Source organism: Chryseobacterium sp. C2(2020) (assembly GCF_014218915.1).
GTDB lineage: Bacteria > Bacteroidota > Bacteroidia > Flavobacteriales > Weeksellaceae > Chryseobacterium > Chryseobacterium mucoviscidosis.
In genome coordinates, this window is the sequence record NZ_JACLCT010000011.1 from 37,289 (window position 1) to 56,941 (window position 19,653).

At 41.9% G+C, this 19,653-nt stretch carries 11 protein-coding genes; 9 read left to right on the plus strand and 2 right to left on the minus strand.

Translation table 11 applies throughout. The annotated features are described in order from the left end of the window. The first annotated feature begins 14 nt into the window (after window positions 1-14). The 9 genes from H6W52_RS08445 (at window position 15) to H6W52_RS08480 (ending at window position 13,756) form a co-directional block, all read left to right on the plus strand. Window positions 15-4,409, plus strand: coding sequence for a CusA/CzcA family heavy metal efflux RND transporter (locus H6W52_RS08445; RefSeq protein ID WP_024567737.1), 4,395 nt, complete (start codon window positions 15-17; stop codon window positions 4,407-4,409). A gap of 21 nt (window positions 4,410-4,430) precedes the next feature. Next, entirely contained in the window at window positions 4,431-5,621 is a 1,191-nt protein-coding gene (locus H6W52_RS08450; protein WP_024567736.1) for an efflux RND transporter periplasmic adaptor subunit, read from the plus strand. A 240-nt stretch (window positions 5,622-5,861) separates the two neighbouring features. Next, the gene (locus tag H6W52_RS08455) at window positions 5,862-7,700 is read left to right on the plus strand and encodes a heavy metal translocating P-type ATPase (RefSeq protein WP_024567735.1); all 1,839 of its coding nucleotides are present in this window, start codon (window positions 5,862-5,864) and stop codon (window positions 7,698-7,700) included. 34 nt (window positions 7,701-7,734) lie between these two features. Continuing rightward, window positions 7,735-8,157, plus strand: coding sequence for a hypothetical protein (locus tag H6W52_RS08460; protein WP_024567734.1), 423 nt, complete (start codon window positions 7,735-7,737; stop codon window positions 8,155-8,157). 140 nt (window positions 8,158-8,297) lie between these two features. Beyond that, on the plus strand, window positions 8,298-8,621 hold the full coding sequence (locus tag H6W52_RS21205) for a DUF6122 family protein (RefSeq protein WP_024567733.1): 324 nt from the start codon (window positions 8,298-8,300) through the stop codon (window positions 8,619-8,621). A 57-nt stretch (window positions 8,622-8,678) separates the two neighbouring features. Further along, complete coding sequence (locus H6W52_RS21210) at window positions 8,679-9,047, plus strand: hypothetical protein (protein WP_024567732.1); 369 nt, start codon at window positions 8,679-8,681, stop codon at window positions 9,045-9,047. Between the two features lie 72 nt (window positions 9,048-9,119). Continuing rightward, window positions 9,120-11,522 carry a TonB-dependent receptor gene (locus H6W52_RS08470; protein WP_024567731.1) on the plus strand — a complete coding sequence of 801 codons (2,403 nt, stop codon included), beginning with the start codon at window positions 9,120-9,122 and terminating at the stop codon, window positions 11,520-11,522. Between the two features lie 83 nt (window positions 11,523-11,605). Further along, the gene (locus H6W52_RS08475) at window positions 11,606-12,853 is read left to right on the plus strand and encodes an MFS transporter (protein ID WP_024567730.1); all 1,248 of its coding nucleotides are present in this window, start codon (window positions 11,606-11,608) and stop codon (window positions 12,851-12,853) included. A gap of 75 nt (window positions 12,854-12,928) precedes the next feature. Next, entirely contained in the window at window positions 12,929-13,756 is an 828-nt protein-coding gene (locus H6W52_RS08480) for an RteC domain-containing protein (RefSeq protein ID WP_024567729.1), read from the plus strand. Between the two features lie 46 nt (window positions 13,757-13,802). On the opposite strand, the gene H6W52_RS08485 is transcribed toward H6W52_RS08480, so the two are convergent. Then, on the minus strand, window positions 13,803-19,229 hold the full coding sequence (locus H6W52_RS08485) for an N-6 DNA methylase (protein WP_024567728.1): 5,427 nt from the start codon (window positions 19,227-19,229) through the stop codon (window positions 13,803-13,805). Next, complete coding sequence (locus H6W52_RS08490; RefSeq protein WP_024567727.1) at window positions 19,216-19,653, minus strand: DUF1896 domain-containing protein; 438 nt, start codon at window positions 19,651-19,653, stop codon at window positions 19,216-19,218. The genes H6W52_RS08485 and H6W52_RS08490 overlap by 14 nt, the downstream gene beginning before the upstream one ends.

The following is a 19,653-nucleotide window of genomic DNA, read 5'->3' on the forward strand; positions in this document are numbered from 1 at the left end:
AATAACATTATGATATGTTAAATAACATCATTCATTTTTCAATCAAGAATAAGTTGGTAATAGGATTATTTACCCTGGCATTAATTTGCTGGGGTTCCTATTCGCTTACCAAACTTCCTATTGATGCCACACCTGACATCACGGATAATCAGGTGATGGTCATTACTGTATCGCCTACACTGGCGGCGCAGGAAGTGGAACAGCTCGTAACCTTTCCCGTGGAGCAGACAATGGTCAGCATTCCGGGTATAAAGGATATGCGTTCCTTTTCCCGTTTTGGGCTTTCTATTGTTACCATTGTATTTGAAGAAAAGGTAGACATCTATTGGGGCAGGCAACAGGTACAGGAAAGGCTGACTATTGCAGCTAAAAATATCCCCGAAGGGGTGGGTACGCCTGAAATGGCTCCTGTAACCACCGGTTTGGGCGAAATCTACCAATACGTTATCCATCCCAAAAAAGGCTATGAAGATAAGTACGATGCCACAGAGTTAAGAACCATTCAGGACTGGATTATTAAACGGCAGCTATTAGGTACGCCCGGCGTGGCGGAAGTAAGTGGCTTCGGAGGGTTTGTAAAGCAATACGAAATCGCCATTGAACCTGACAGGCTTGCCAGCCAGAACATTAATATCTCCGATATTTTCACAGCACTGGAAAAAAACAACCAAAATACGGGAGGTGCATATATTGATAAAGGTCCGAATGCTTTCTTTATCCGAAGCGAAGGCTTGGTAAAGAACATTGAGGAAATCAAAAAAATTGTTATAAAAACCGAGGGAGGCGTACCCGTTTTGTTAAGAGATGTAGCCGAAGTTCGTTTTGGCAACGGTCCAAGATACGGAGCAGCCACACGTAACGGTGAGGGCGAAACCGTTACAGGTATCGTTATGATGTTGAAAGGAGCTAACTCATCGGAGGTTATTACCAATGTAAAAGAAAAGATTGCGGAAATTCAGAAAGGTTTACCCGAAGGTGTAGAAATAGAGCCTTTCCTCGACCGTAAAAAATTGGTGGACGGAGCTATTTCAACCGTTTCAACCAACCTTATTGAAGGGGCATTAATTGTAATTTTTGTATTGATACTTTTCTTAGGAAACCTGCGAGGCGGATTGGTAGTGGCTTCTGTAATTCCACTGGCAATGTTGTTTGCAATAGCAATGATGCGGGTTTTTGGAGTTTCAGGAAACCTGATGAGCTTGGGGGCAATTGACTTCGGGATAATCGTTGACGGAACGGTCATTATAGTTGAGGCGGTGTTGCATAGGATTACAGGTAGCAAGGAACGGTACGGTGGCGTGGCTAAACTGACACAAGACCAAATGGACGAAGAAGTTTATCAGTCGTCCCGTAAGATACGTTCCGCAGCAGCATTTGGCGAGATTATTATCTTAATCGTGTACCTGCCTTTATTAGCATTGGTAGGCGTTGAGGGTAAAATGTTTGGACCAATGGCACAAACAGTTTCTTTTGCCATTTTAGGCGCATTCCTGTTATCGTTCACTTACGTTCCGATGATGTCTGCATTGGTGTTGAGTAAAAAGACAACGCACAAAGAAAACTTTTCGGACAGGATGATGAAAGCCATACAGAAAGTTTATACACCTATCATTAATGGTGCGATGAAGCGAAAACTTTTGGTAGTATCGGTTGCAGTGGTATTGTTCATCATCACACTTATCACATTCAACAGAATGGGCGGTGAATTTATCCCGCAGTTGGACGAGGGCGATTTTGCAGTGGAAACAAGGGTTCCCGTGGGAAGCTCCATCACCCAAATGATAGACGTTTCCCAAAAAGCACAAACCATTTTATTGAAGAACTATCCCGAAGTAGAACAGGTAGTAAACAAAATAGGTTCGGGTGAAATTCCGACAGACCCAATGCCTATTGAAGCGGGAGATATGGTTGTTAAGCTAAAGCCTAAAAAAGAATGGACAAGTGCAGGCGACAGAGAAGAACTGATTGAAAAAATGCAACAATCTCTATCTGTAATCCCCAATGCAACATTCAGTTTCCAGCAACCCATACAGATGCGTTTTAACGAATTGCTTACCGGTGCTAAGCAGGATGTGGTTTTAAAAATATACGGTGAAGATTTAGATGTGCTTTCTGACCTTGCTTCAGATGTAGGTCGGAAAATAAGAAATGTTGAGGGTGTAGAAGATTTGTATGTGGAAGAAATTACGGGTTTACCACAAATCAGCATACAGTTTGACCGAGATAAGATAGCCCAATACGGAATGAACGTTGAGGACGTGAACAGTGCCATCGAAACAGGCTTTGCCGGTAAAGCAGCAGGTTTGGTGTACGAGGGAGAAAGACGTTTTGATTTGGTAGTACGATTGGATAATGCTTCAAGAGCAGACATTACAGATGTTCAAAATCTATTTGTAAGTACGCCCACAGGTCAGCAAATCCCTTTAAGCGAGGTGGCGAATATTGCTTACAAACCCGGTCCGGTACAAATACAGCGAGATAATGCGAAAAGACGGATTACACTTGGTTTCAACGTAAGAAACCGAGATGTAAAAAGCATCGTAAACGATATTCAGGATATTGTGAATGCTAAGGTTAAGATGCCATCAGGCTATTATATCACCTATGGCGGGCAATTTAAAAATCTCGAAGAAGCCAACGCAAGGCTGGCAGTAGCTTTGCCTGTCGCACTATTGCTCATCCTATTGCTTTTATACTTTACATTCCGTTCGGTAAAGCAGGGCTTATTAATATTCACAGCTATTCCATTGTCTGCAATAGGCGGTGTATTTGCTCTACTTATCAGGGATATGCCTTTCAGTATTTCTGCAGGTGTAGGTTTTATTGCGTTGTTTGGGGTTGCGGTTCTGAACGGGATTGTATTGATAGCGGAATTTAACCGATTGGCAAAAGACGGTGTAGAAGATATTTACGAAAGGGTGCGTATTGGCACTCGGGTAAGGTTAAGACCTGTATTGATGACAGCCGCCGTAGCCTCTTTAGGCTTTTTACCAATGGCTTTGTCCAGCTCATCAGGTGCAGAAGTACAACGCCCGTTGGCTACGGTAGTTATTGGAGGGCTGATAACGGCAACCGCTTTAACCCTTGTAGTGCTGCCGGTACTGTATATCTACTTCACTAAATCATCTTTCAAAATGCGTAAAAACAAAGCCTTACCTACCGCCATATTGCTATTGGGATTTTTCTGTTTCCCATCTGTAATGCAGGCGCAAGTACCATCCAATTCGGGAACGAGAGTGCTGACCTTGCAGCAATCTATTGACGAGGCGTTAAAAAACAACAACAGCATCAAGATAGCGGAGTATAACATCAATGTCCAGCAGGCTTTAAAAAAAGGAAGCGTTACTATTCCTAAGACAGAAATTTCCTATACGCAGGGCGTAGTGAGTAATCCTACCATTAATGATAATTTAATCAGTGTTACACAGCGTTTTGATTTTCCAACGGTTTACGGCAACCAGTCAAAGCTGGCGCAGGAAAGAATACAAAGCAGCGAAAAATACAAAGCTGTGACCGAAAACGACCTTGTAGAAGACGTGAAGCTGGCTTACCTGCAATACCAGTACATTTTGGAAAAAAGGAAGCTGTTGTTAGAGCAGGACACCATTTTTAGTAAGCTAAGCAAAGCAAGCGACGTGAGATACCGGACAGGAGAAAGTACAAGCCTTGAAAATGCTACTTCATCTGTACAGTACCGGCAAATTCAAAATGAGCTGGAAAAGAACGAAGCCGATATAAAAATTGCCAAGCAGCTTTTACAGACATTGCTCAACACAACCGATGATATCAGTATAGCAGATACCGCATTAGTTCCAAGAGATATATTATTGCCTATGGATAACGCATCTACTGCCAATAATCCCATCATTCAATATCTGCAACAGGAAATCAATGTAAGCCAAAGAGAAATCTCTTTGGAGAGAAGCAAGATGCTACCGGATATTATTTTAGGTTATAACGGTCAAACCTACAAAGGCTTGCAAACAATAAACGGTATAGACAGAACCTATACCGGAAAAGACCGGTTTAATTTTTTCCAGATTGGTGTTGCTATTCCTCTTTTCCCCGGAGGTTATAAATCCAAAATCAATGCGGCTAAAATCAACGAGCAGATTGCACAAAAACAGGTGGAACTGACAACGATGAACCTGAACGGACAATTAAAAGAGCTGGCGCAGGAGTATGTGAAATATCAGAAGTCAATAAACTATTATCAGACACAGGCATTGCCGCAGGCAGACCTGATTATCAACAACTCGGATAAAGGTTTTAGAAGCGGTGATATTTCCTATACACAATATTTGCAAAACCTTACGCTATCCAATAACATCCATTCGGAGTATATAGACAACCTGTATAATTTCAACAGGGTCGTTATTTCCATAGAAGCAATTTCAGGTAAAAATTAATCATTCAAAAAAATTAAAATAATGAATAGGTCATTTAAAAAATATATACCGCTCCTACTGCTATCAGCAATAGTGGTAGTATCCTGTAAGGATAAAAAAGAGCAAGCTGCCGGGGAGCAGACTACCGCAGAAAGCAAGGCGGACACAGCTTCTTCGGTCAGACAAATTACGTTTACTCCTGACCAGTATAAGCTATCAGAGATACAAACAGGTGCTATCGAATTAAGAAACCTAAGTAATATCATCAAGCTGACGGGAGCTATCGAAGCTGACCCTAACAGTATAGCCACAGTGTCAGCACCATTGGGAGGTTATATAAAAACAGCAGGGCTGCTACCGGGGCAAGCTGTAAAAAAAGGACAGCAATTAGCCACCATTGAAAACCCGGAATTTATTACCATTCAGCAGGAATATCTGGAAAGTATCGGCAGGTTGGAATATTTATCGCAGGAATACAAAAGGCAGCAGGAATTGAGAAACGAGGATGTGAATGCAGCAAAGACTTTTCAACAGGTAAGTTCAGATTATAATGTAATGAAAGCCCGTATTGCCGGATTAGAACAGCAAATGGCACTCATTGGCATCAGCAGCGCAAGTTTAAAAAGCAGCAATAAAATTTCCAGAACTGCGGGCATTTATGCACCCATTTCAGGTTATATCAAAAGCAGCAATACCAACATTGGTAAATATGCTGCCCCTACCGATGTGCTGTTTGAGATAACAGGTACAGATGCCCTGCATCTTGCCTTAAATGCCTTTGAAAAAGACTTGGGAAAAATTCAGGTTGGGCAAACGGTTAAGTTTTCATTATCTAATGAGAATGATTACCGCCACACAGCAAAAGTGTACTTGGTAGGTCAGGCAGCCGATGACAAAAAAATGATACCTGTGCTTTGCCGCTTTACCAAAGATGCAAAACTTTTACCGGGAATGTATGTAAAGGCGTGGGTAGAAACAGGAACGGAACAAAAGAGTGCAGTACCGAATGATGCCATTGTTCAGTTGGACGGTTTGGATTACATCATTATTCAAACAGCGGATAGTAAAGACGGCTATACCTTCCAGTTGGTACAAGTTGCCAAAGGTATGGAACAGGAAGGCTATACGGCTATCGAATTGCCTCAAAGTGTTAATCAGCAATCATTAAAGGTAGTTACTAAAAATGCTTATACCATTCTTTCGGCAATTAAAAACGCTGAAGAGGAAGAATAAGACAATGCTATCTACTGTATGAAATCAAGAACAAATAGAAGTCGGAAAACAAGAAAGAGGAAAAAATTTGTACCTCCTCCGAAAAGAAAAGGAGGTACAAATAACAGACCCCTATCTAAAAAGATGAAGTATGGTTTGATTGCCCTTGGGGTAGTATTGTTTATAGCATTGCTCATATTATCGGTAGTTATTTCAAACTTGGGTATATCCAAAGGGCATACCCATTAATATCATAACAATATGAACTATTTACAAACCTTTTTTTCCCGGCAATTTTTTTGGGAAATCATACGCATTATTACAGTGGGTATTGCCAGCCTGTTGTTTTATTTAGAAATTATACCACTTCCCGTCTTGCTGGCAGCTACGGCTTTTGGTTTATACGCATTGCTAAAAACTGCCATTCTCGAATTAATCAGGGAACGGAAAATAGGTACGGAGTTATTTATTTCCATTGCCGTAATCGTATCGGTCGTTGGTAAAGAATATTTAGCGGGTTCTGTGGTGCTGATGATTATCCTGATTGCCGAATACATTGCCAGTGCAAGCGGTGAAAGAGCAAGAGCATCTATAAAGGAACTCATCGGTTCTGTGCCACAGACAGCCATATTGAAAAAGGACGGTAACGAGCAGCCCGTATCTATTGCATCACTGACGGTGGGTGATATTGTGGTGGTAAAGGCTGGCGAAAAAATACCCGTTGACGGTAAGATAGTGGCGGGTTCGGGGTCTGTAAACCAAGCCCCCATAACAGGAGAAAGCGTACCCGTAGAAAAAAATTCCGGTACAGAAGTATTTGCAGGTACAATACTGGAGTTAGGGGCTTTGGACGTAGAAATGACCAAAGCGGGAAAAGATACGGTGTTTTCACGCATTATCGCTTTGGTAGAAGAAGCAGAAAGCAGTAAAGCCCCTATTGAAAAATTAACGGATAAGGTAGCGGCGTGGCTGATACCCGTTGTTTTCGTTTTTGTATTGGGTGTTTACCTACTAACTAAAGATGTAAAGCTCGTGATAGCCCTGCTTATTTTCACTTCGCCTGCCGAATTAGGCTTAGCTACGCCTTTAGTAACCATTTCTGCCATAGCAAGAGCCGCAAGAGAAGGAATACTTGTAAAAGGCGGTAAGTTTTTGGAAGAATTGGCGAAGATAAAAACCATTGTTTTTGACAAAACAGGCACATTGACCATAGGTAAGCCTACCGTAAACAGAGTTGAAATACTCGATGACAGCTTTACTGAAAAAGAATTGGTGCAATTAGCGGCATCAGCGGAAAACCGTTCCAGCCACCCCCTTGCCAATGCTATACTGATGTATGCGGACAATATGGGTGCTTCGTTATCAGAGCCTACGGATTTTGAGGTATTCAAAGGGAAAGGTATCAGTGCTACCATCAACAATAAAAAAGTGCTGATAGGTAACAAAACGCTGATGGACGACCATACTATTTCCGTAACCGTCAATAGCGAAAACCTCACCGATACGGCTATCTATATGGCGGTGGATGGCAATGCGGCATCTGTGTTTTATGTGTCAGATGCGATACGTCCGGGAGCAAAGGAAATGATTGAGGAATTGAAAAGAAGCGGTGTAGAAAACATCATTATGCTCACAGGCGACAATCCACAGACGGCAGCACACGTATCAGGACAATTAGGTATTACATCATTCAGGGCAGATATGCTGCCTGAAGACAAAATCAAGGCGATACAGGAACTACAATCCAAAGGCGAAAAAGTAGCAATGGTTGGTGACGGCATTAACGATGCACCTGCTTTGGTACAGGCGAATGTAGGTATTTCTATGGGCATAGTGGGTACACAAGCTGCAATGGAAGCGGCTGATATTGTATTGGTGGAAGATAAGCTGGAAAAAATAGCCCGTTCCAAAGCCATCAGTAAAAAAGCATTCAGGACAATTAAGGAAAATATCATCGGCGGTGTGGGTGTGGTACACGTTGTAGGTATCACATTGGTGTTAACGGGAGTTTTAGGACCGGTGCAGGCAGCCATCATCCACCTGTTACCTGATACGCTGGTGTTTCTTAATTCAATCAAATTACTTAGGGTAAAAATTTAATTCTTAATTATTCACTTTTTAAAAATCAAAAAAAATGAGAAAAATCAAATCAATCGGAATGGCTTTAGTGGTTGCTATTGCAACTTTAGCAATTAGCCCTGCAATGGCTCAAAGCGGACACGGTGCAGCTCCACACGGGGGTAAAATGGTAGATATTGACAACTACCATATCGAAATGGTAAAAGCCAACAATGCGCTTACTTTTTATGTGCTGGATGCCAATGCTAAAACGTTAACCAAAACGGCTACCGGCTCGGTAGAATTTGCTTTTGAAAATGGCAGTAAATCAACAGCTAATCTTATCGCAGGTAAAAATGGAGCATTGACAGTGGCATTGCCTAAAAATGGCATCCATACGAATTGCACCGTTACGATTACCTATGAGGGCAAAAAGTTGGTTGGAAAATTTAAAAATGAGGTTTCTGCTGCTGACAAAGCACACGGACATCAACACTAATTTTTCATCTAAAATTGGCGGTGAAATAATAAGGCTTTGTGGAATAAGACTTCCGCAAGGCTTTATTTCCATAACAAATCAACATAAACTATTAATAGGCTTCATACCCGACTAAAAAACGACCAAAGAAAAATAACTAAATGTCCTTATTCGTACTGCAAAATATTATCCACTACGCTTTGCACCTTCTCTTTCCGGGATTGGTTGCCTTCGTGTTTTTCAGAAAGGAATGGAAGATGGTCTGGATAATTTTGTTAGCAACAATGCTTGTTGATATAGACCACCTGTTTGCAGAACCGATATTCGACCCGAACAGATGCAGCGTTGGCTTTCACTACCTGCATTCGTATTATGCAATAGCAGTGTATTTCTTGCTCTTGCTGTTCGGCAACAAAATAGTCAGGATTGTTGCGCTGGGCTTATTGTTACATATGGCAACCGATTTTCAGGATTGTCTTTGGTAGATACCCGTTGAGTTTACAGGAAAATCCAAAACATTTTTAACCATATCGTAGCTAAAATTGAAAGATAAAAGAAACATAAAATTTGCAGGACTTTTTCTGTTGCTGTTATACCTGTTCGGCAACAGCCCTGCACTTATGTTTCACCACCACGATGAAATTATTGCATTTGAAAAAGCAACCAAATGTGAAAAAACTGTTTACTATTCAGATGGCAGCAATAGTTTCTGCGAACATAAAGCCCACCTTAGCAAAGTATTAAAGAAGTGTTTTCTTTGTGACAATCATTGTGTATCTGTTCATCTTTTTACCGCTATACAGTTTGTTTGCATTAATGTTGAACATCGTTCGGAATATACATTATATAAGGCAAATTTTTACGAAGCCACACTTCCTGAAACCCAAAACAGAGGTCCGCCAATAATTTGATTTTTTATAGAGGTAAGCAGCCGGAGCGTCTGTTTATCCAGCTCAAATTATAAGAATTAAAAAATCAGATTTATGAATTTAAAAAGCGTATTGCTATTGGTTGCCTTTGTTTCAGCAACCTTAAACATATTTGCACAAAACAGAATTTCCGGTACAGTAAAAGACCAGGAAAATAATAAAAATTTAGCCGGGGTATCAGTCTATATTGCTGATTTAAAAGCCGGAACCACAACGGATGTAAACGGTAATTATGAAATCAAAAACCTGAAACGGGGAACATATCTTTTAGAGATAAGTTTTACAGGTTATGAACCAATAATCGAGAAAATAACGATAGCACAAGATACGGTTATGGACTTTGTATTAAGTCCTGCCATTACGGAGCTGAACGAGTTAATCATCACAGGTGTAACCCGCTCGACAGAACTAAGATTAAGCCCTGTTATTGTCAAAGCGGTTGACGGCAACACCTTAAAACAAAACAGTGCTACCAACCTGATTGACGGTTTGAGAAACATACCGGGCGTAAACCAGATAACAACGGGTACGGGAATTTCAAAACCTACCATAAGAGGATTGGGATACAACAGGGTGATTACATTGAATAACGGTATTCGTCAAGAAGGGCAGCAATGGGGAGATGAACACGGTATTGAAATAGATGAGAATGCGGTGGACAGAGTGGAAGTAGTGAAAGGTCCCGGCAGCCTGATGTACGGCTCGGACGGTATTGCCGGAGTGCTTAACTTTCTTGCTCCTAAAGCCTTGCCAATAGGTGAGATAAAAACGCAGGTTTCTACGAATTACCAAAGCAATAATAACCTGATAGGCTACTCCCTTTCCAATGCAGGCAATAAGGATGGTTTACAATGGTTGGGCAGGTTTAGTAATAAATTTGCGGGCAACTATCAAAATGCCTACGATGGGAAAGTCTTCAATTCGGGTTTTAAGGAACTTAACGGCAGCTTGTTCTTGGGAATAAACAAAAGGTGGGGACACTCGCACCTCACCGTCAGCTCTTATAACAACACGCTTAATCTTGTAGAGGGCGAAAGGGACGAGTTAGGAAGATTTATCTATGAAAATGCCAATGGCGATGAAGTAGTTGCAAGCGGAAATGATTATAAAGGGTATAAGGTCGGTTTTCCACATCAGACCATCAACCATTTGGGCGTTTCTTCCAACAATTATTTCATATTGAATAAAGGTACAATTAATGCCGATTTCGGTTTTCAGAACAATAAACGAAGAGAGTATGAAAACCCCGCCGCTCCCAATGAACCGGCATTGTTCTTTGATTTGAACACACTTAATTATAATGTGCGGTATAATTTTGAAAAATCAAGAGGCTGGGAAACTTCGGTTGGTATCGGTGGTATGTGGCAATCCAACACCAACAGAGGGGAAGAATTTTTGATACCTGCCTATAATCTGTTTGATGCCGGAGCATTTCTTTTTACACAGAAAACTTTTGGCAAACTCACTTTAGCCGGAGGACTTAGATTTGACAACAGGTCTATGAACTCAAAAGAACTCTATCTTAATGAAGACGAAGAGCCTGTGCAAAGTACAGACCCCGATGCGGAATTAAAGTTCAGTGCCTTTAATAAAAACTACAATGGCGTTTCCGGTAGCTTAGGATTGTCTTATCAAGTCGATAAAAATTCTACGTTAAAATTCAATGTATCGAGAGGTTTCAGAGCGCCGAACAGTACGGAACTGTCAGCGAACGGAAGACACGAGGGAACGTTTCGTTATCTGTTCGGAACACCTGATTTAAAATCAGAAATCAGTCACCAGATAGATGTTGCCTATTTTCTGAACTCCAAACACATTACGTTGGAGCTTACGCCATTTGTAAACTTCATTCAAAATTATATCTATCTCGAAAAACTTGTTGCGGAAGACGGAACGGAAATTATTCCCGACCCTGTTGATGGTGCGCCAGCCTTTCAATATACAGCGGGCAACGCTACCTTAGTTGGTGGCGAAATTTATTTGGACATACACCCGCAACCGATAGAATGGCTGCATTTGGAAAACTCATTTTCGTATGTACAGGCTACCCAAAGCAGCCAACCCGAAAGCTCGAAATACTTGCCGTTTATCCCAGCCCCGAGATACAGGGGCGAAATCAAAGCCGAATTAAGGAATGTAAATAGAACGTTTTCCAACGCTTACATCAAATTTGGGATTAACCACTTCTTTCAGCAGGATAAGTTTTTCAGTGCTTACGGAACAGAAACAGCAACACCCGCATACACTTTATTGAGTGCAGGTATCGGAACAAATATTAAGGCGTTCAACCGGAGCGACTTTATGTCTTTGTTCATTAGTGGAGAAAATCTTGCTGATGTGGCTTATCAAAGTCATTTAAGCAGACTGAAATATGCTCCTGAAAATCCGGCAACGGGAAGAATGGGCGTTTTCAATATGGGACGTAATATCAGTGTGAAACTGATAATGAATTTTTAAGAAACCATAACGAAGCGGATAGAAAAAAGCACCGTCTGACGGCGGTGCTTATCCGCTTAATAAGAATAATTTAAAAATGTAAAATGGAATTACAATTATTAAAAAAAGCGTTTACAGAACCATTTAAAACATTACGGAACTCGACTTTCGCAAGGCTTTATTTTGCCCAAATCGCAAGTTTGTTCGGGGATGCCTTTACGTGGTTAGGATTGGCATTGCTTACCTATGAAATCAGCCCCGATAATGCGGCAGCTATATTGGCATCGGCTCTCACTTTGCGGGTAACGGCGTATATCATTTTTTCGCCCTTTGCAGGCGTAGTGTCTGAAAAATTAAAGCGAAAAAACATATTGCTGATAACGCAACTGGCAAGAATGGCAATTGTGTGTATGCTGCCGTTTGTAAATGCCGAGTGGCAGGTGTATGGGTTGATATTTGCATTGAACGTATTCGCTGCATTCTTCACGCCAACATACAGGGCTATTATCCCACAGATAGTAGACAAAGAAATATACAGGGAAGCCAACGGCTTATCAATGGCAACTTTTCAGTTGTTAAGCGTATTTGGTCCTGCATTGGCGGGGATATTTGCGGTATGGTTAGGAGCCAAGCAGATTTTCTTTGTCAATGGAGCAACATTATTCATTGCCATACTACTGATATTGACTATACCGGTGGCAGCACTGCAAAAAGGAGTGAATACCGATAGTACACCGCCCGGCAATACGTGGAGCGAAGTAATAAAAGGTATTCGCTTATTGTTTGGAAACAAGATTTTAAGGTTCTCTTTAAGTATTGAATTTATATCTGCTATTGCCGGAGCTATGGTATTGGTAAATACCGTTGGTTTGGTAAAAACATCTTTAGCTTTAGATGATAAGCATTACGGCTGGATAATGGCAATTTTCGGAGTAGGCGCAGCTATCACGGCTTTTCTGTTAGGCAGCCTTGATAAAACCAAAACACGGAGCATATCGCTGATAAGCGGGGCTGTCCTGATAGGTTTAGCTATCAGCTTTGCCAATTTTGTTCCGTACAACGGCTTGCTGTTCTTATGGGTTTTGGCAGGTATAGGTCAAACGCTTGCCGATATGCCGTCAGAAACATTAATAGGCGAAAACATTGCATCAGAAAATCAAGGTAAGGTGTACGGTTCTCACTTTGCGTTTTCTCATTTGTGGTGGGCAATAGCATACCCGATAGCAGGTTTTTTAGGCACACGGTTTCCCGAAAAAGAGTTCTTGTATGGAGGTATGCTTACGTTGGCTTTGGCGGTAATTGCTGTTTTAACCTTTAAATCATCGAAAGGAAATCGTAAAAAGGCACTTTGACCGATTAGCTAACCCTATGTAATGACATCAACTAATTCAATGTAGGTGTCCAATAGAAATTTCAAAATAAACAGGATGGATAAATTTTATAACGAAACGTTGAATAATCTGGAAGCCGCAATCAAAGAATTAGAAACTGAAACGGATTGCTCCATACAACAGATTGAAGTGATAATAAAACTTATCATCAAATGCCTGTCTAATGTGAAAGAATATGTATTGAACAGAGGATTTAAAAATGTAGAGGAAGAAATTCGTTTTTTCAAGCATCAAAAGCCCGCTATTGTTTCAAAGCTCATCTATTATAACGCTATCTATAAAATCGAAACAAAGAAACCTTATGGCGGTAAGGCAGTGAAGAAATACTATAATGATGAATTGGAAAAACTCAAAAGATATTTTGACAATAACCTCGAATTTTATAAATATTACAGAACCAATAATACTTTTATAGATGATAAGCTATTTGTACGGGGAAAGTATGACATTAAACTAAGTCTGGACACCTATTATTTTGAAGCGGACCATAATTTTTCCACTTCCCACGATTATAAGGCTGCAAAAATCATCGCCAATGACCTGATACAAGTATATCTTGAAGACCAGCTTCACAGCCCGATACATAAAAGCAAATCAATAGAATTACCTAACTTAAATTGGCGAGGCAGTAAAACTGCATTGACAGAATTGATATATGCCCTTCACGCTCAGGGTGTATTTGACAATACGGATATTAAAGTAATCGCCAAAACATTTGAAAGCATCTTTAATGTTGATTTAGGCGACTTTTACCATACATTTATGGAGCTGAAAGCCCGAAAAATAAACCGGACGAAGTTTCTTGACAGCCTGCGTGATGCGCTGATAAAACGGATGGATGAGCTGGAAGAAGATGAATATTAGAAATTGATAAAAAAGGAACGGGGACTTGCAGATCCCCGTTTTCTTTTCATAGTACGCCTCGTGGCAAATGGATACCTTTAGTTCTGATAATGCTTTCTGACACCTTTGGAGCTTGCTGCTTTTTTTCAGTTTGTTCCGCAGGTTCTTCTACTTGTTTAACAGGTTCTATGGAAAGCTGTATTTTCCTTTCTACGGCAGCCAGTTCAGTTTTAAGTTCGCTTAAACGGGTTTCTTTAGACCACGTACCGTTAACCACTTCCTGAAGCACAGGCAAATCTTTTTGGAACTCGGCAATATTCTCCTGTTCCTTTTTAATATAGACAGGCAGCTTTTCCAAAGCCCTTAAAAAATTCAGTGATGCCGTTTCGGGGTCTTTTGCCATAACACCGTTATTGAACGTGTATTTGATATTGCCCTCGCCCTGTACAAAAAATCGGTTCACACGAATATCCACGCCCTCTTTTTGGGAAACTTCGGTTTTTACCAATAGCTGAAAACCATACAGGCTACCGATTTCTTCATAATCGCCTCCTGTACGTGCTTTGTCCGCAAGCTGGTTAAGTTTTGCACCCGTCTGTTTTACATCGGCATTCGGCGATAAACCGTCCAGCACAAGAGCATTTACAACCGTACCGTCCTGCCGTTTTTGTAACCGTTGCTCTAAGTTTCCCCAATCAAGGCTCATACGGTCAAAGCGTGATTGGGCTTTGTCAAGTTCGGCTGTATAGTCTTCCAATTTATATTTGGCACTGTATTTAGAACGACTGTAAGCCTGCTTTTCGCTTTCCAGTCCGGCAATCTGCTTTTCTATTTTGGCTTTATCCAGCAAGTCGGTATTTCCTGAGAGAATTGCTACATATTCCGAGAAGTTCATACCCGATTTTTCGTCCATACTACCCTCGTCAAGGGTACGCTTACCGAGATTATTATTCTTTAGCTGGTCGATAAAAAGCTGTTTGTTGAATAGCAGGTTGAACTTATAGCTGTCCAGTGATTTTTCTACGGCATAGATAATTACTTGTACTTTGTTGTCCGCAAAATGCTTTGCAATTTCATTGCCTTTTCGGATAGCCCGCCCGTCCCTTTGGGCAAGGTCGCTCGGTCGCCACGGTGTATCCAAATGGTGTACGGCAACGGCTCTTTTCTGTGCGTTTACGCCAGTGCCGAGCATACTTGTTGAACCGAACAGCACACGGATTTTGCCCTCGTTCATTCCTTTGATAAGTTCCTTACGCTGCTTATCATTCTTAGCTTCCTGTATAAACCGGACTTCGTGTGGAGGTATGTTGTGGTCTTCCACGAGCTTGCGTTTAATTTCAGAATATACATTCCATTCACCCGGTTTATAAGTACCTAAATCCGAGAAAATGAACTGCGTTCCTTTTTGCGCATTGTATTGGTGGTAATACTTCGCAATGTTAGCGGCACAATGAGAAGCCTTGTTGTCGGGGTGGTCTTCATAAATATCGCTTACCATTCGCATATCCAACGACATTTTACGGGCGTAGTCCGTAGCAATCAGCATTTTTGCTTTTTCTTCCCGTTGAGAAAGCGGCTCTCTTCCTAATAAAGTGGCATTGCCCGTTTTGGCAAACTGCATCAGGCTTTGGATAAATGCTTCCTGGTCGGGAGTTGGCGGTATGTTGTATAACACCTCATTCTTTTCGGGGCGGTCAATTCCAATATCTTTCGCTGTACGGTAATCCGTGATTTCGGAATAGAATTGAGCCAGTTCCGGTACTTTGATAAAATAGCGGAAACGTTCTTTCGCCACGATATTATTAGCCACCGAAAATTCATAATCGGTGGTCTTACGGGCGTAAATAGCCGCCCACGCATCAAAAGAATGAATGCCTTGCTTTGCCAATGCTCTTGGGCGTAGGTATTTAAACAGCAGATACAACTCTGTCAGTGAATTGCTGATGGTTGTACCCGAAAGAAAAGTAGCACCCATATCCGCATCAATACGGTCTTGGATAGTGCGAATGGCAAAGAGCAGGTTCAAAGCCTTTAGGCTTCCGTCCATATTTCCCAATCCGGCAACCCTTGAATGGCGTGTATTAAAAATGAGGTTTTTAAACTGGTGGCTTTCATCCACAAACAAATGGTCTATGCCCATCATTTTGAAGTCCACCACATCATCTTTACGGTTCTCAATATCGTGTTGCAGGGTTTTCAGCTTTACTTCGAGATTTTCTTTTTGCTTTATCGCTCCGGCAAGCATCCCTCTGGTAACTTCATTTCCTTGCGATTGCAGCACATCGAGGTTACGCTCCACACTGTCCAGTTCTATTTCGAGAATTTCCTTTTGCATTTCGGGCGATTGCGGTATCATAGAAAATTGGTCGTGTGTGAGTATCACGCAATCCCAATCGTTGTTTTTAATATCACCAAAAATCCGCAAGCGTTTTTTAGGCGTAAAATCGTCAATGCCCGGATAGAGTATTTTAGCGTGCGGATAGGCGGTTCTATATGCTTCGGCAATTTCGGGTACGTTCGCTTTCAGCCCGATAATCATTGGTTTGTGAGCCAGCCCCAACCGCTTCATTTCCTGTGCTGCCGTACACATTACCAGCGTTTTTCCTGCACCTACTTCGTGGTCGCAGATAGCACCGTTGTTGAGCTTAATCATCCAAACGGTGTCCTTTTGGCTATCATACAGGTCTTGGATTTTTAACCCCTTGCGGTCTAATCCCGGAAACTCCTGATGTGTTCCGTTATAATTCGGTCGGACGAAACAGTTAAAGGTATCATTGTATTGGTCGGTCAGCCTGTTTTTAAACTCATTGTTTTGGGCGTGGAGCCACTCTGTAAAGGCAGTTCGGATTTCGTCAATCTTGGTGTTTGCCATTTGAATGGCTTCCATATCCCTAACCTTTACTTCCTTATCATCTATTGTGATTTTCTTGGTAATATCAGGCGTAGTATTGACAAGGGCGTGCCTCAGCAGGTTAATCCCGTCAAACGTTCTGCTCTCTGCCTTAACAGCATATTTGTCCCATATATGCACATTCTTCTGTCCACAGGTTACAGAAAAGTCATCGGAGCTTTCGGAATAATGTACACGCACATCCGTATCGAAAAGATGCGAAGCAAAACGGGCATAAACGCCAGTCGGTATCCAGCGTTCGCCGAGGTTAAAGTCCAGCTCTTCAAATTCAATTCGTCTTGGGCGGGCTTCTTCCAAAGCAGTAAGGCTTTCTTTGGCTTGGGCATCATCGGGATTGTTTTCGAGGTAGTTTCTTACATCCGCCGCTTTTTCTACCACGTTACCTGCAATCCAGCGTTCGGCGATTTCATATTCCTGTTGCAAAGGGTTATAGAAAATCCTGCCGTGTAAGGCTTCTTTCAGCACATCGGCAGTCATATTGCTCACTTCGGACATATAGTCCAAATCCACACTTCCGTATTTGTTCAGCGATGCCGCCAACGCTTCATCGGGATTGTCGGTAGCTAATGTTGTGATGGAAAAGCTGACCGGACGGCTGAATATATCCGCTTTGTGTACCACGCCGCCCACCACACGCTCCAGATAAGGCATTTCCTTTCCGGCACTGTCCGTTTTAATGAGCTTGATATTATCGGCGCTATTCAGATTGCCATACCTTTTGATAAAGGCATCGTACAATCGGTTAAGGTTTTCCCTTTCTTCTTTGTGTTCAGTTTGGTGCTGTGCTTCTTTGGTATAAAGCTGTTGGTAAACATCACGTACCTGTATATACGCTTCGGCTCTTGCTTTTTGCGTAGGAGGTAATTGCAACGGGTGGAAGACAGCCGTACCGTCTGCGGTATCTACACTTTGCAGATAACCCACCCAGCCATTATCTACCACAAGGCAATCGTTTCGGTGGAACGATTGCAGTTCGTTACTAAACGGCGCAGGTTCGGGAATGGCGGCAAGAACGGCTACGGGAATGGCTGGCTTATCAGCTTGGCCATTCCCGTTTTGTTGCGAAAACAAATCGCCGATTACTTCCTGTTCTTTGCCATTAAATGTTTTATTGCCATTTGAAACAGGAAGCGTGTAAGGTTGCTGCATTGCAGAACTGAACAGGTCGGGCTGGCGACTGATAGGCATTCGTTTTCTCTGGCTGGTCTGTCTTTTGGCTGATGTTGCTTTTTTTGGCGGAGCAAGGACAGCCACAGTTTCACCTGTATTTTCAAATAGGTCGAAAATGCTTAGCTGTTTTAATTCCTGCGGACTTTCCTGTCTTATCACAGGTGTCGTAAAAAGCTGTTGCTGGGGCTGAATGATTTCACGCTCAACAATGGGAGGCGGAATTACCGGCGTTGGAATTTGTATAAAAGGTTCATCGTGTTGTTCGCCTTTGTATAAAGACAAATTCAGGTGGTTACCAAAATCTTCGGAAAGCATCTCTTTGAGGGCATTTGCAATGCCCTCAACGCCGTCTTTGTGTGTATAGATTAATGCAGGTTGCCCGTAAGGGTCAGTATCTACTTTCCAATGCGTATGTATAATTCTTGTACCGTCCTCAAATAAAGCATTGCTGGGTGTACCATATCCTGTTTTGTTGCTTTGGCAAAACAATTCTTCCGCTTCGGTCAAATTTGGTTTTGCTGTATTCTTTTGCAGGATTATCAGGTCAGAGCCAACCTCTGTACCTGCATAATCTGTAAACAGATTGTTGGGTAAGCGGATAGCTGAAACCAAATTGTTGTTTTCCATTAATGCCCTGCGTATCGGCTCATTATTCGGGCTGTTCAAAATCCCCTGTGAGGTAATGAAAGCCTGCAAACCACCTTCTCGGAGCATATCATTTCCTTTCAAAAAGAAATAGTTATGAATGCTTCGGGCAGCTTGCTCCTTTGCGGGGTTTCTACTTCGGGAGTATGAAAGGTCAAATACAGAGGTATCACCGAACGGGATATTGCTGGCAACAACATCGTAACTGCTTTGTTCCTTTTCGGGGATTTCCTCAAAACCGCTTATGCGGATATTATTTGCGGGATAAAGCTGCTTTAGGATTTTGCCCGTTAGCAAATCTTTTTCGTAAGCAGTAACATTGGCTTTTTGATTTTCCGAAAAGGATTGTATAAATGAGCCGATACCTGCGGAGGGTTCGAGGAATTTATCAATCTTCAAACCGCTATCACGCAATACGGAAGAAACGGCATCTATAACCTCCGGCGGTGTGTAGAATGCTGTGAGTACGGAGCTTCGCATACTGTCCACAAATCGTTTGTATTGCTTTTCGTCTGTGGCATTTTCTTTTAAAACCTGATGCAGCTCCTGCGTAATAGAGAAAAGGTCGTGTTCGGTCTTTCTCCAATTGTTGATGTCCATCTCATATTCAACGGGGTTCAGAACGAATTTAAGACCGCCAAATCCGCTGTATTGCATCATTAGCAGTCTTTCGCCTACGGTGGCTTGTCGGTTCTCCTTTTCCAGTTTAAAAGCAATTCGCAGGGCATCAATATTCTGTTGGAGATGTTGCTTTTTACTGAAGCCCATTTTCGGTTATCCATATTGCGATGGTTCCCGTTATTTCGGTGTAGAGTACATCAAACTCATAACCGTAGGCGAAATCATCGGTCAGTTTATATTTGGCAAAAACAGGCTCGCAAACACGGAACATTTTCAGGGCAAATGGTCGAAGTTCCTCGTCTGCCATTAGGGTATCGAACTCATTGCAGACCACCTGAAAAATGGTATCGAACCTTGAAAAATGTAAGCCCTCAAAGAGAATGTAATTGGCTATTTCGTTGCACTGCTCAATAGCGTTTCCCGAACTGAAAGCACCCTCGTAAGCATTGGCAGCCCACGAAGAACGCTGGTCGATAAATTTGTGGTCGCTGGCTTTTTCAGGAAAGCCTGAATTAAGATGTTCTTGTAGTCGTAATCTGTAATACGACAAGTCTTTTTGCTGTGTACTCAT

Bases quoted from the DNA above. Each gene is read 5' to 3' on its own strand.
- H6W52_RS08445 (WP_024567737.1), top strand. From the start codon at position 15: ATGTTAAATAACATCATTCATTTTTCAATCAAGAATAAGTTGGTAATA.
- H6W52_RS08470 (WP_024567731.1), top strand. From the start codon at position 9,120: ATGAATTTAAAAAGCGTATTGCTATTGGTTGCCTTTGTTTCAGCAACC.
- H6W52_RS08455 (WP_024567735.1), top strand. From the start codon at position 5,862: ATGAACTATTTACAAACCTTTTTTTCCCGGCAATTTTTTTGGGAAATC.
- H6W52_RS08450 (WP_024567736.1), top strand. From the start codon at position 4,431: ATGAATAGGTCATTTAAAAAATATATACCGCTCCTACTGCTATCAGCA.
- H6W52_RS08490 (WP_024567727.1), bottom strand. From the start codon at position 19,653: ATGAGTACACAGCAAAAAGACTTGTCGTATTACAGATTACGACTACAA.
- H6W52_RS21205 (WP_024567733.1), top strand. From the start codon at position 8,298: ATGTCCTTATTCGTACTGCAAAATATTATCCACTACGCTTTGCACCTT.
- H6W52_RS08460 (WP_024567734.1), top strand. From the start codon at position 7,735: ATGAGAAAAATCAAATCAATCGGAATGGCTTTAGTGGTTGCTATTGCA.
- H6W52_RS08480 (WP_024567729.1), top strand. From the start codon at position 12,929: ATGGATAAATTTTATAACGAAACGTTGAATAATCTGGAAGCCGCAATC.
- H6W52_RS08475 (WP_024567730.1), top strand. From the start codon at position 11,606: ATGGAATTACAATTATTAAAAAAAGCGTTTACAGAACCATTTAAAACA.
- H6W52_RS08485 (WP_024567728.1), bottom strand. From the start codon at position 19,229: ATGGGCTTCAGTAAAAAGCAACATCTCCAACAGAATATTGATGCCCTG.